Source organism: Clostridium sp. FS41, from assembly GCF_000954015.1.
Lineage (GTDB): Bacteria > Bacillota > Clostridia > Lachnospirales > Lachnospiraceae > Enterocloster > Enterocloster citroniae.
The window spans coordinates 42,212-55,153 of the sequence record NZ_JYHN01000054.1; the positions used below are offsets into that span (position 1 = coordinate 42,212).

The window sequence follows — 12,942 nt, forward strand, 5'->3', positions numbered from 1 at the left end:
ATCACTGATCATATTGATTTTATCCCATATACTATCTATAATATAATTTTAATCACTGATTGGGAGCGTTGGAATGAACGGATCAATATCAAATTGGAAACAAAACTTTTTTACAATATGGGCAGGGCAGGCATTGTCTCAGTTTTCCAGCTCTGTCCTTCAGTTTGCCATTGTGTGGTATCTTACGGATCAGACTGGATCCGCCCTTGTGCTGTCAGCAGCCATGATGATGGGATTTCTGCCCCAGGGAGTTTTGGGGCCGTTTATAGGCGTGTTTATTGACCGATACAACCGGAAGCGGATCATGATCATATCCGACCTTTTGATCTCTGCAGCCAGCTTTGTCATGGTGATCGCAGGATGGATGGGCGTGCTGTCCACTGAGCTGATACTTGCGGTCCTGCTGTGCCGCTCTGTGGGTTCGGCATTCCATACCCCCTGCCTGCAGGCGGTTACGCCCCAGATCGTACCTGAGGACCAGCTGACCAGATGCGCCGGATATTCCCAGGCCCTTGGGTCTGTTTCACAGATATTAAGCCCGGTTCTGGCTGCTGTTTTTTATAGTTCATGGAGTTTAAGCGGGATCATTTTCCTGGATGTTATAGGTGCCCTGACCGCAGTGTTTACCCTGGGGATCACCAGCATACCGGAACTGCCCGGGGACGGGAGCCGGGGAAAGGTGCAGGTGCTGCGGGAGGCAAAAGAAGGATTCCAGATCCTCCTCACTAACAAGGGGATGCTGGGCTTGGTTCTGATCGGTACTCTTTATACACTGGCGCTGATGCCCGCCAGCGCATTGTTTCCTCTGATGAGTATGTCCTATTTTAACGGGACCAGCACCCATGCAAGTTTGGTTGAGGTCGTGTTTTCACTGGGGCTTTTGTTTGGCTCCCTGATCCTGTCCAGGTGGGGAGGAACAAAAAACAGGATCCATACCATTATTGGTTCCTTCCTGTTGATGAGTTTCAGCTTGTTTGTCTCAGGGGTCCTTCCGCCAGGGGGATTTTCCCTGTTTGTTGTCTGTTCCTGTCTGATGGGGGTGTCCGGACCTTTTTATTGGGGAATCTATACACCGCTGCTGCAAAGCAATTTTGAGGCAAGATACCTGGGACGTGTGCTGTCATTGTCCAGCAGCATACAGTTGATCAGCGGCCCGGTGGGCTTGGCTGTTTCAGGAGTATTTGCGGAAACATACGGGGTTGAAAAGTGGTTCCTGATTGCAGGAGCGCTGGTTTTGCTGGCTTCATTCCTCTGCCTTGCAGTGCCTGCAGTGCGAAACTGTGACACAAGAGGAACTACCTTTAGCGGATAAGGGAATATCTGCGCCGTTTATCAGCATTTGGGCCTGTATATGATCTCATTTACCGTATAGACTGTCACAAATGCATCCTTATCCGTCTTTAAGACAAATGTCATCAGCATGGAGTACTCGCTTTTATCAACAATTGTAATGATCTCTCTTCTGGGCTTTTTGTCATAGGCGCCAATGGCTTCATAGATGGTCGCGCCGCTGTGGAGATGATGGAGGATGAATTCCCTGATCTCTTCCTCGTGTTCGGAGATGATGCATACACGTTTCCTGATATTAAAGCCAAAAATAAAATGGTCCAGGGCAATTCCGTTTAAATAAGTTCCCAATACACTCAGCACCACGATCTTTTTATCATAAACTAGGGCGGAGGACAGGGCCACGCACATGCCGGCCAGTGACATGGCCTTGCCCAGTTCCATGTGCAGATACTTGTTCAGGAATTTTGCCACTATGTCCAGTCCCCCTGAGGAGGCGTTCCGGTTAAACAGCATGGCAAGACCGATGCTCACCACAAAAATATAGCAGAGCATGTCCAGAAACGCGTCATTGGTAACGGACTGGTTGTCCGGAAACATCAGTTCAAACACAGCCAGCACAACCGGAAGCAGGAAGGAGGTGTATACGGTTTTTGAGCCGAATTCTTTTCCGATGAACAGGAAGCCCAGAATCAGAAGAAAAATGTTCAGTACAAAGGTGATGGCGGAAATCTTCAGGGGAATAAAATTCCCAAGCACGATTGCCAGACCGGATATGCTTCCCACTGATACATGGCTGGGTATCAGAAAAAAGAAGACTGCCGCAGCTACAATAACAGTGGCAAATGTAATCATGATGAACTCCCAGACCGCTTCCCGTTTTTTCATGTTAAATCTCCCATCAATCCATTATTGTCTGTTCAATCCGTATTGGTCCGCAGGTTAAACAGACTTAAAAATATCCTTTGGTATTGTATCACACGAAGGACTTTCATGCAATTCACAGATGCTTTTCTGTAAAAACAAGGAAGAAAGTGATTGAACAGTTGTGGTAATATGATACAATTATGGGAGGAGAAAGAGAATGGATAAAAGCAATCCTTGATCGATCTGTTCATATTTAATTAGGGAGGCGGGGGGTTATATGAAACTGAGCACATCACGAGAGGAATATCTAAAGGTTATTTATATTTTAAAGAACAATAAGGGCACGGTCCGCTCCATTGACATCGCACAGCACATGGGAATTTCCAAACCAAGTGTTTGCATTGCGGTTAAGCAGCTGGAGGAGCAGGGATATATTAAAAAGGATCCTGCCGGTTTGATTGAGCTGACAGACAGCGGCAAGGCGGAAGCCGAGCTGGTGTTTGAGATGCACTGCTTTTTTGAGCAGGTACTCATGGATGCCGGTATATCCCATGAACAGGCGCATATTGACGCCGGGAGGCTGGAGCATGCCATCAGTGAGGAGAGTTTTGAAGCCCTGAAAAAAGTGGGGTTGCTGCATGAGCTGGAACAAGACAAATAACAGGGCAGATAACAGGGCAGGAGATATGCATGGAAGAGAATAACATTGTTTCAGATTTTACTCAGGGAAAGCTGAAAAAGACGGATCGAAACAAGCAGTGGAGGGATGCAGGCGCATTCCTGTGTATTCTGCTGGGGAGCCTGATTGTGGCCGTCAACATGAATACATTTGTGGAGCAGGGAAAACTGGTGCCCGGAGGCTTCTCAGGGTTGGCAAAACTGATCCAGAGGGTGGGCCTGACTTTTTATGATGTGAAGATCTCATTTACTGTGCTCAATGTATTGTTTAATGCAATACCGGCTGTATTTGCCTACCGGCTGGTGGGCAGGAAATTTACAATCCTGTCCTGCATCAGCCTGCTTACAGTGTCGGTTCTGGTGGATGAGCTGCCGGTCATACCCATCACGGGAGATATCCTGCTGATCTCTGTTTTTGGAGGGATCCTCAACGGATTGGGAATGAGCCTTATCCTTAACCATAATGCCAGCGGAGGGGGGACGGATTTTATAGCCATGTCCTTGTCCGTCAAGTATAAGGTGTCCACATTTAACTATATGCTGTTGTTCAGCGCGGTGATCATCCTGGTTTCAGGAGCAATCTTTGGCATGGACAAAGCATTATATTCTATTATTTTCCAATTTTGTAATACACAGATCATCAATACCTTTTATAAAAAATATAAGAAGAAGACTCTGCTCATTGTCACGGACCATCCGGCGGACGTATCAGCCGACCTGCTTGAGCTTACAAACCACAGCAGTACCATATTGAAGGGATTCGGCTCATATACGGCCCATAAGAAGTATATGATCTATACCGTGCTGTCGGACAATGATGTGCGGAAAATGAAAAAGAGGATCCGGGAGCAGTATCCCGACACATTTGTGAATGTCATAAATTCCAGCGATGTGATGGGGAATTTTTATATACAGCCATTTGAATGATGAATGGGGCGGGACAGGGACAACTTTTTGAGGAGGGAACAGGATATGTTTTTTGTAGTTAAGCGGGACGGAGAAATCGTGGAGTTTCAGTTGGAGAAGATCACTGTGGCGATCAAGAAGGCATTTAAGGCAACCGGCAAATCATATACGGATGATATCATTGAACTGCTGTCCATTCGGGTGACCTCCGATTTCCAGGGAAAGATGAAGGACGGCCGGATCCCGGTGGAGGATATCCAGGACAGTGTGGAGAAGGTCCTGGAGGAAGCGGGATACACGGACGTGGCAAAGGCTTACATACTTTACAGAAAGCAGAGGGAGAAGATCAGGAATCTGGAAAAGACCACTTTGGATTATAAGGATGTGGTGGATAACTATGTGAAGGTGGAGGACTGGAGAGTGAAAGAAAACTCCACCATAACATACTCCGTGGGCGGGCTGATCCTGAACAATTCAGGAGCGGTGACAGCGAATTACTGGCTTACGGAGATATATGACAAAGAGGTTTCCGATGCGCATCTCAACGGGGATATCCATATCCATGACCTGTCCATGCTGACCAGCTACAGCTGCGGATGGTCATTAAAAAAACTGCTGCTGGACGGCCTTGGGGGAATTACGGGAAAGATCACAGCCTCCCCGGCCAAACACCTGGCCACCCTGTGCAACCAGATGGTTAATTTCCTGGGTATTATGCAGAATGAATGGGCGGCTTCCCAGTCATTTTCCTCCTTTGATACCTATCTGGCACCTTTTGTAAAATCAGACAACCTGTCATATGATAAAGTGAAAAAATGCATGGAAGCATTTGTTTTCGGGGTCAATACCCCCAGCAGATGGGGGACCCAGGCGCCGTTTTCCCATATTTCCATGGATCTGAAGGTGCCAAAGGACATGGCGGGAGAACGGGCCATTGTAGGCGGGAAACAGATGGATTTTACATACGGGGACTGCCAGGAAGAAATGGACATGGTCAATAAAGCCTTTCTGGAAACAATGCTGGAGGGCGATGCCAATGGCCAGGGGTTCCAGTATCCGATCCCGGCCTATGGGGTGACGTCTGATTTTGACTGGTCCGAAACGGAACAGAACCGGCTTTTGTTTTCACTGGCATCCCGATACGGCACACCGTATTTTATCAACTATACCAGAAGCGGCCTGGTACCGGAGGATGTGAGGATCTCCTGCCAGGAAACCCGGCCGGATCTCCATGTGCTGCACAGGAAGGCCGGAGGATTCTTCGGATACGGGGAGCACACGGGAGCCATTGGCGTGGTGACAATCAACCTTCCAAGGATCGCTTTCCAGTCCGGGAGTGGGGAAGAATTTTATGAAAGACTGGACCATCTGATGGATCTGGCAGCACGTTCCCTGGATACAAAGAGAAGGGTGGTCTCCAATCTGTTAAAGAACGGCCTTTATCCTTATACAGCCTGCTACCTGTCTGATTTTGACAGCCATTTTTCATCCATTGGCGTGATCGGCATGAATGAAGCAGGTTTGAATGCCCCATGGCTGCGGGCAGGGATGGAGTCGGAGAAGACAAGACAGTTTGCTGTCTCTGTGTTAAACCATATGAGGGAAAAACTGATCGGATACCAGCTGGAATACGGAACCCTTTATGGTCTGGAGGCAACTCCGGCAGAGTCGGCTACGTTCCGTTTTGCCAGGCTTGACAGGGAGCGTTTCCCTGAGATCAGGACAGGGGGCCGGGAAGGGAACGCACCGTATTACACCAACAGCACAAAGCTTCCCGCAGACCATGATATTCCATTGGAGGAGGCGCTGGCAAACCAGGATGAGGTACAGCCCCTTTACACCACGGGGACTGTTTTCCACATCTATGTGGAGCAGGAGCTTGAGGATTGGAGAAAGGCAAGGGATGTGGTCTTTCATGGGATCACGGAGCATACGATTCCTTACTGTACGCTGTCGCCCATTTATACGATCTGCCAGTCCTGCGGTTACCTGCCCGGCAGACAGAAGGTGTGTCCCAAATGCGGCGCCCAAGCAGATATCTACAGCAGGATCGCCGGATATTACAGGCCGGTCCATGACTGGAATGACGGCAAAGCCCAGGAATTTAGGAACAGGGTCATGTACAGGATCTGATATTAATCCTGAAACGGGTTCCGGGACAGGTTCCGAAACAGGAAAACTTGTATCCGGACAGCAAAGACTGTATAATGTGTATTGAGGTTTAAAGCTTACTAATATGTTCAACAGAAGGAGAAACGTAAAATGAAAGACGAAACTAAGTGTTTACATGCAGGTTATACCCCGGGAAATGGGGAGCCACGTGTGCTGCCCATTGTGCAGAGCACCACGTATGTATATGATTCTGCTGCAGAGGTAGCTGCTATTTTTGATGATCCCACCAAAGGACTTTGCTATTCACGGTTTGGCAATCCCACAGTGATGGCAGTGGAACAGAAGATCGCTGAACTGGAAGGCGGAGTGGGGGCAATGTGCACCACATCAGGTCAGGCGGCCACGCTTCTCAGTATTCTCAATATCTGTACGGTTGGGGACAGCATCATCAGCACTCCCACGATTTACGGAGGCACCATTAACCTGTTCTCCTTTACCCTTAAAAAGCTGGGAATTGAGTGCATCTATGTTAACAATGATGCTTCGGATGAAGAGATCAAGGCTGCCTTTAAGCCCAATACCAAACTTGTGTTTGGCGAGACCATTGCCAATCCGGCATTAAAGGTATTTGATATTGAAAAGTTTGCAAACATTGCCCATGAGATGGGGGTTCCTTTGATCGTGGATAATACCTTTGCCACCCCTATCCTGTGCAAGCCCTTTGAGTTTGGCGCCGACATTGTGATCCACTCCACAAGCAAGTATATGGATGGACATGCTGTGCAGATCGGCGGAGTGATTGTTGACAGCGGCAAATTTGACTGGAAAAACGGCAAGTTCCCGGAACTCACTGAGCCGGATGAATCCTACCATGGGATCTCCTACACGGACAGTTATGGAAATATGGCGTATATCATCAAGGCACGGATGCAGCTTATGAGGGACTTTGGCGTATATCCGGCCGCCCATTCCGCGTTTTTGCTGAATCTTGGCCTTGAGACACTGCCTGTGCGCATGAAACAGTATTGTGAGAATGCAATGACAGTGGCAAAGCACCTGGAGGAGTCCGATGCCGTGGAAAGTGTTCTGTATCCGGGACTTCCCGGCAACCGCGATTACGAGCTTGCAAAGAAATACTTAAAGGGATGCAGCGGTGTTATTTCATTTATCATGAAGGGCGGCAGGCCTGCGGCGGCAAAATTCATGGATTCCCTGAAACTGGCTTCCAACGAAGTGCATGTGGCGGACATAAGGACCTGTGTCCTTCACCCAGCCAGCGAGACACACAGGCAGCTGACCGATAAACAGCTGGCTGCTGCCGGAATTAATGGGGGAATGATCCGTTTTTCCGTGGGACTGGAAAACATAGACGATATTATAGAGGATCTGGATCTGGCTCTTAAGGCTTCCATGTCCTGAGGGGGATCCTCCCGCTTCTAAGGTGAAATTAAGAATGAATGGACGCAGCTTACGGACACGGTTGTTGGACTGAAGACGGCCTGTAAGGCGTCCATTTTTGTACTGTTTTTATGGTACCCTTGGACAATAAAGGGAGATGAAAGGGCAGAGGAGGAAAACAAAGTGAATGATATGATGGTGTTTTCAGACAGGGAGGAGTTTCGTGCATGGCTGCATGAAAACTGCCTGTCAAATGAAGGGGTCTGGCTGCTCTTTGGAAAAGCAGGCGGACCAAAGACGCTGAAGGCAGGTGAGGCCCTTGAGGAAGCGCTCTGTTTTGGATGGATCGATGGACAGATGCAGAGTATGGATGACAAAACCTATAAAAAATACTTCTCCCTGCGCAGGGAAAACAGCAAGTGGTCGGAGAAAAATAAAGCATTGGCGGAAAAGCTTGAAAAACAGGGGATCATGACTGACCATGGCAGGAAAAAAATAGAAGAAGCCAGAAAAAACGGCCAGTGGGATGCCCCAAAGCCCCCGGCTGTCACAGAGGATCAGATCGCTGCGGTGACAGACCTGTTAAAGGGATATGAGCCTGCCTATACTAATTTTCTTGCCATGTCACAGTCGGTTAAGAAAACATATACCAGGGCCTACTTTGATGCGAAAACAGATGCCGGACGTGAGAAGAGGATGGCATGGATGGTGGACCGGCTTAACAAAAACCTGAAACCAATGTGAGAACCCTTCTGTATTATATATGATTATTCTGCGTTTCAAATTGCAAAAGCCTGATAATTATGGTAAAATATAGGTAAATTTCAGAAGAAAGAGGGTATGCCAATTATGGGTAAAGAAGTATTAAGCTATGTTGTTGAAAAGACACACGAATTAATTGATGCGCCAACATGTAACAGTGAGACAAAGGCAGCGGCTAAAGCCTGGTTGGATGCTGTTGGAACTGAAAATGAAGCTGCAGAAACAAAGAAATACATAGATGAGCTGGAAGCGGATATCATGCCTATTGACGGTCTGATTGGTTTTGCGGAATCTGATGCAGGCAGCCAGGTTTTTGGGTCTGATAAAGCGAAGGATGTTGCAGCACATGCAAAGGAGATCAAGGCTGTCGGGGCAAAGTTTTGTGATTGTCCGGCCTGCGCAGCGGTGGAAGCCATCCTTAATAAAAAAGAGGACCTCCTCAAATAAAAACAGGGATTTAGATAAGGTTTGCCTTACACCGTTTGCTTTACACTGCACCAGCCGCAAAGGCTGGTGCTTCTTTTATCTCTGCGCAACAGATAATTGCGTGACAATTTCTGGGGATTGAACCCTGATCCTGGGATATTCTGCAGAAATAAACATTTTAATGGCGATTATTTTTCAAAAATATGGTAGAATCTACATAACAAAGTAAATTTGTTATCATGCCTTTTTAATGAGGGCAGTAATTGAGAGGGGAAAACATGTCAAGGAGTGCAGAGGTATTGCGTATTTGCAAAGAAAAGGGAATCAAGATGATTGATTTCAAGATGACGGACCTAAATGGACGGTGGAGGCACATCACGATCCCGGTGGAACGGTTTGACGAGGAGATCTTTACACAGGGAATTGGGTTTGACGGATCCAATTATGGATATGCTCCGGTGGAAAAGAGTGATATGGTGTTCATACCGGACCCGGATACCGCGGTGGTGGATCCATTTACAGAGATTCCTACCCTGACCATGTGCGGGGATGCATGTGTCATCGGTAAGGAAAACCGCCCGTTTGACCAGTATCCCAGAAATGTAAGCCTGAGAGCCATTGAGTACATGAAGGAACAGGGGATTGCGGATCGGATGCTGATCGGGCCGGAATTTGAATTCCATCTGTTTGACAATGTCAGCTATATGGTGGAACCGCAGCGTATGGCCTTTACCGTGGATACCAGACAGGCGGCCTGGAACAGCGGGAAGGAGACGTTTGACAACAAGGGCTTTCAGGTTCCCGGGAGCGGAGGATACCATATTGCGGCGCCTCAGGATGTGGCTTATAACTTAAGGAGCAGGATGTGCATGATGCTCCAGGACTGGGGCGTGGATGTAAAATATCATCACCATGAAGTGGGCGGCTCAGGACAGATGGAAATCGAGGTGGAGCTGGGCGATATGGTAGACATGGCGGATAAGACCATGATCATCAAGTACGTGGTCCACAACGCGGCTGTCCAGGATGGAAGGACAGCCACCTTTATGCCGAAACCCATTTATAAAGAGGCGGGCAACGGAATGCATGTGCACATGCTGCTGATGAAAGACGGGGAGCCGGTTTTTTATGATGAGAATGGATATTCCGGCCTGAGCAGAACAGCCCATTATTTTATGGGAGGTTTGTTAAAGCATGTCCCGTCCCTCTGTGCATTTACCAATCCTTCCACAAACTCATTCAAACGCCTTGTGCCCGGATACGAGGCGCCGGTGACCATTGGATACGCCACATCCAACCGAAGCGCTGTGATCAGGATTCCGGCATATGCCAAAACACCCAAGGCAAAACGGTTTGAACTGAGGAATCCGGACGCAACAGCGAATCCATATTATGCCTATGCGGCGATCCTGATGGCCGGCCTTGACGGGATCAAGAATCAGATTGATCCCCAGGCCAACGGCTGGGGGCCCTTTGACTGTAATCTTTATGAGCTGTCCGAGGAGGAAAAATCAAAGATCCAATCCCTGCCCAAAACATTGGATGAGGCGCTGGATGCCCTGGAGGCGGACCATGGGTATCTGACAGCCGGCGGGGTGTTCCCGGAACGTCTGATCTGGATATGGCTTAAGAACAAACGGGAGGAGAGCGGGGAACTGTCCCTGATCCCCCATCCGGCAGAATTCCAGCGGTATTATGATCTGTGATCAACCAATACCGCATAAATGAAAGCAGAGGAGAATCCAGCTGTCTCATGGAACCTTATGGTTTTGGGAGGGCCGGATTCTTTTTGGTATTGGATTTATAATACTGTATTTTTTTAATATTGTATTTGTAGCTGTATTTGTTATAATGTTTCATGGTATTTCCAAAGGCAAAACGGTTTGAATGGAGCATTCCAATGGAAAACTGATAAAATCACAGAAAGGTAAATGACAGACAATGATAAACAGAGAGGATATGCTGGAGCTGACAAGGCGGATGACCCTTTCACGGACATCATTTACAAGGATTGCAGGATGTTATGTGGACAGGGATGGGGATTTTGAGGGGAGTTTTAATACGAATTTCCTGAAACTGTCTGCACCTGAGAGAACGAAAAAACTGAAGCTGGCAAAGGAGATCCCTTTTTCACCAACAAATGTGAACCTGAAAAAATATGAATTCCGTGAAGGCTCTCGAAAGCCCGGGAGCATGTGGCAGCTGCTCATGGCGATGAATGAATGCGGCTTAAAGAATGACGCCCTGATGGATACATTTTATGATGTTGTCATGGAAAATTATAAAACAAATTCAGCCTACGCCATCCTGGTCTTCCATGACCGTTATGATATCCCTGCTAAGACATCGGACAGGGAACGGCTATGGGAATCCGAGGAGGTGTTTGAATATATGATCTGTGCTGTTTGTCCGATGGCAGGAGAGTATGAACCAATAAAGCCGGAATGCGGTTTTTTATTTCCTGCATTTACAGACAGGAGCGGGGACCTGAATCATATTGCGGTGTTCCAGGCAGAGGCAGATCGTCCCCATGATGAATTACTGGAAATACTTGGGATTGGTTGAGGAATACATTGATAGATTGGATGTTGGTTTTAGTGGGAGAAGACAGGGATGATTGAAGTTTATTATGTGGAAGATGATGAGTTCATTGGGAACACGGTTAAGGAATATCTGGAGGAACAAAGCTTTCATGTCTTGATTTATACAACAGTGGAAGCGGCCAGGCAGGCGCTTATGAAACATGTGCCATCGCTGATTCTGTTAGACTGGAATATGCCGGATGGCCAGGGGGATGTTCTTTGCCGCTGGATCCGTTCCAGGTGGGAGAACCTGCCGGTGATGTTTCTCACTGTCCGCGGTGGTTCTCATAACATGATCTCCGGTTTCCAAAACGGCGCTGATGATTATGTTGTGAAGCCCTTTGATCTGGATGTTTTGTATTCCCGTATATGTGCCCTGCTGCGCAGAGCGGGAAATGTATCAGCGCAGTATCTGTCCTGTGATGATATTTCAATTGACAGGAATGGCATGAGGGTTTTTTGCAGGGGTGAGGAAATTGCCCTAAGCCAGCAGGAATACCAGGTATTATTGCTTTTAATGCAGAATAGAGGGAGGACTGTTCCCAGGGATAAATTGTTGGAGCAGGTGTGGGATATCAATGGAAGCTATGTAAATGATAATACGCTTACGGTTACCATTAAACGCCTGCGAGAAAAACTAAATCAGCCCTCCTGCCTGAAGACGGTGAGAAGCTTTGGATACCGCATGGAGGACACCATATGAGCCGCCGGAAGAGTGGAGGAATGTTCCCTGCAATTGTCCTTGCGGTCAGCCTTTTTGCATCATCGGTCACCGCCGTGCTGATGACAGGGATGTATAGCCGCATCCAATTTCATGTTTTAAGCAGTGTCTGCAGTGAAATCCTAAGGGCACATCCGGAGATGGAGAAGGCTGTACTGTCATCCCTGAAAAAATTTAAAATGCATTCCGGACCAGAGGAGGATGGAAATGTACTGTTGGATTATGGCTACAGGTCATGGGATTTTCTGAGCAGTGAATATCAATACGGCATATTGTTTTCCGTTACCGGCTTTGCGGTCTCCGGTGGTCTGTTCCTGTTTGCCGCCTGGCACTGGCGCCGTAAGGAGTCTTTGCGCATAAAAGCATTGACAGAGTATCTTGAGAGGGTGAATACGGGAAATTCATGCCTTGCACTGGAAGCAAGGGAGGACGGATTTTCTCAATTGCAGGATGAACTATATAAGACAGTGACTATGCTGTATCAGACAAGGGGAGCCGCCATTCAGGAGAAGGCAGCTTTTGCAGATAATCTGTCCAATATTGCCCATCAGCTTAAAACACCGGTGACAGCCATTTCCCTGTCCGCCCAGATGATGAAAAAGCATCCGTCCATGGATCAGCCGGATCAGATACAAAAGCAACTGAGCCGGCTGGTTCATCTGGAGGAGGCGCTGCTTCTCCTGGCACGCCTTGACGCAGGCACCCTTTCATTGGAAAAGGAATCAGTGGATGTCTTTACTTTGCTTAATCTTGCTGCCGATAATTTACAGGAGGTATTAAGAGAATCAGAAGTCTCTGTTCAAATTCCTGAAAACGGCAAAATGGAGATTACCGCTGATCTGGACTGGACCATGGAAGCGATTATGAACCTGATAAAGAACTGCGCTGAGTATACGCCTGTTGGGGGAAGTGTTTACTGTACCTATTCACAAAATCTGCTGTACACGGAAATTATGATATGGGATGAAGGCGATGGATTTGCCGCAGAGGACACGCCTCATCTTTTTGAACGGTTTTATCAGGGGAAAAATGCAGCAAAAGGCGGAATCGGCCTTGGCCTTGCCCTGTCTAAAGAGATCATCCAACGCCAGAATGGAACGATCCGGGCTGGCAATCATCCAGGGGCCGGAGGAATGTTTGAAATCCGGTTCTACAGTCACTGACCAGTCACTTTGGCCTGTTATAATGGAAGAAAAATAACAG

General features: G+C 47.8%; 12 protein-coding genes. 11 read left to right on the forward strand and 1 reads right to left on the reverse strand.

Annotated elements, in window-relative coordinates; genetic code table 11:
- The first annotated feature begins 73 nt into the window (after nucleotides 1–73).
- Nucleotides 74–1,312, forward strand: a complete 1,239-nt coding sequence (locus CLFS41_RS09730; RefSeq protein ID WP_045092163.1) for an MFS transporter — start codon at nucleotides 74–76, stop codon at nucleotides 1,310–1,312.
- Between the two features lie 20 nt (nucleotides 1,313–1,332).
- Here the strand turns inward: CLFS41_RS09730 and CLFS41_RS09735 are convergent, their stop codons facing one another.
- A complete protein-coding gene (locus CLFS41_RS09735) occupies nucleotides 1,333–2,175 on the reverse strand; it encodes a YitT family protein (RefSeq protein WP_007864612.1) in 843 nt (280 codons plus the stop codon).
- Nucleotides 2,176–2,431: 256 nt separating this feature from the next.
- On the opposite strand from CLFS41_RS09735, the gene CLFS41_RS09740 reads away from it, so the two are divergent.
- The 10 genes from CLFS41_RS09740 (at nucleotide 2,432) to CLFS41_RS09785 (ending at nucleotide 12,902) form a co-directional block, all read left to right on the forward strand.
- A complete protein-coding gene (locus tag CLFS41_RS09740; RefSeq protein WP_045092164.1) occupies nucleotides 2,432–2,815 on the forward strand; it encodes a metal-dependent transcriptional regulator in 384 nt (127 codons plus the stop codon).
- Between the two features lie 29 nt (nucleotides 2,816–2,844).
- Nucleotides 2,845–3,759, forward strand: coding sequence for a YitT family protein (locus tag CLFS41_RS09745; RefSeq protein ID WP_007864616.1), 915 nt, complete (start codon nucleotides 2,845–2,847; stop codon nucleotides 3,757–3,759).
- A gap of 45 nt (nucleotides 3,760–3,804) precedes the next feature.
- Nucleotides 3,805–5,871, forward strand: coding sequence for a ribonucleoside triphosphate reductase (locus tag CLFS41_RS09750; protein ID WP_045092165.1), 2,067 nt, complete (start codon nucleotides 3,805–3,807; stop codon nucleotides 5,869–5,871).
- A gap of 129 nt (nucleotides 5,872–6,000) precedes the next feature.
- Complete coding sequence (locus CLFS41_RS09755; RefSeq protein WP_045092166.1) at nucleotides 6,001–7,269, forward strand: O-acetylhomoserine aminocarboxypropyltransferase/cysteine synthase family protein; 1,269 nt, start codon at nucleotides 6,001–6,003, stop codon at nucleotides 7,267–7,269.
- A gap of 162 nt (nucleotides 7,270–7,431) precedes the next feature.
- Entirely contained in the window at nucleotides 7,432–7,992 is a 561-nt protein-coding gene (locus CLFS41_RS09760; RefSeq protein ID WP_045092167.1) for a YdeI/OmpD-associated family protein, read from the forward strand.
- Nucleotides 7,993–8,097: 105 nt separating this feature from the next.
- Nucleotides 8,098–8,457, forward strand: a complete 360-nt coding sequence (locus CLFS41_RS09765) for a hypothetical protein (RefSeq protein ID WP_045092168.1) — start codon at nucleotides 8,098–8,100, stop codon at nucleotides 8,455–8,457.
- A gap of 257 nt (nucleotides 8,458–8,714) precedes the next feature.
- Nucleotides 8,715–10,142 (forward strand): type I glutamate--ammonia ligase, encoded by a 1,428-nt coding sequence (gene glnA / locus CLFS41_RS09770; protein WP_045092169.1) that lies wholly within the window; start codon nucleotides 8,715–8,717, stop codon nucleotides 10,140–10,142.
- A 235-nt stretch (nucleotides 10,143–10,377) separates the two neighbouring features.
- On the forward strand, nucleotides 10,378–11,001 hold the full coding sequence (locus CLFS41_RS09775; protein WP_045092170.1) for a DUF4317 family protein: 624 nt from the start codon (nucleotides 10,378–10,380) through the stop codon (nucleotides 10,999–11,001).
- Nucleotides 11,002–11,049: 48 nt separating this feature from the next.
- Nucleotides 11,050–11,721, forward strand: coding sequence for a response regulator transcription factor (locus CLFS41_RS09780; protein WP_045092171.1), 672 nt, complete (start codon nucleotides 11,050–11,052; stop codon nucleotides 11,719–11,721).
- The gene (locus CLFS41_RS09785; RefSeq protein WP_045092172.1) at nucleotides 11,718–12,902 is read left to right on the forward strand and encodes a HAMP domain-containing sensor histidine kinase; all 1,185 of its coding nucleotides are present in this window, start codon (nucleotides 11,718–11,720) and stop codon (nucleotides 12,900–12,902) included. Before CLFS41_RS09780 ends, CLFS41_RS09785 begins: the two co-directional genes overlap by 4 nt.
- Nucleotides 12,903–12,942 lie beyond the last annotated feature (40 nt).

Coding starts and splice junctions, on each gene's coding strand:
- CLFS41_RS09735 (WP_007864612.1), bottom strand. CDS start 2,175: ATGAAAAAACGGGAAGCGGTCTGGGAGTTCATCATGATTACATTTGCC.
- CLFS41_RS09745 (WP_007864616.1), top strand. CDS start 2,845: ATGGAAGAGAATAACATTGTTTCAGATTTTACTCAGGGAAAGCTGAAA.
- CLFS41_RS09780 (WP_045092171.1), top strand. CDS start 11,050: ATGATTGAAGTTTATTATGTGGAAGATGATGAGTTCATTGGGAACACG.
- CLFS41_RS09775 (WP_045092170.1), top strand. CDS start 10,378: ATGATAAACAGAGAGGATATGCTGGAGCTGACAAGGCGGATGACCCTT.
- CLFS41_RS09750 (WP_045092165.1), top strand. CDS start 3,805: ATGTTTTTTGTAGTTAAGCGGGACGGAGAAATCGTGGAGTTTCAGTTG.
- CLFS41_RS09740 (WP_045092164.1), top strand. CDS start 2,432: ATGAAACTGAGCACATCACGAGAGGAATATCTAAAGGTTATTTATATT.
- CLFS41_RS09730 (WP_045092163.1), top strand. CDS start 74: ATGAACGGATCAATATCAAATTGGAAACAAAACTTTTTTACAATATGG.
- CLFS41_RS09765 (WP_045092168.1), top strand. CDS start 8,098: ATGGGTAAAGAAGTATTAAGCTATGTTGTTGAAAAGACACACGAATTA.
- CLFS41_RS09785 (WP_045092172.1), top strand. CDS start 11,718: ATGAGCCGCCGGAAGAGTGGAGGAATGTTCCCTGCAATTGTCCTTGCG.
- CLFS41_RS09755 (WP_045092166.1), top strand. CDS start 6,001: ATGAAAGACGAAACTAAGTGTTTACATGCAGGTTATACCCCGGGAAAT.
- glnA (WP_045092169.1), top strand. CDS start 8,715: ATGTCAAGGAGTGCAGAGGTATTGCGTATTTGCAAAGAAAAGGGAATC.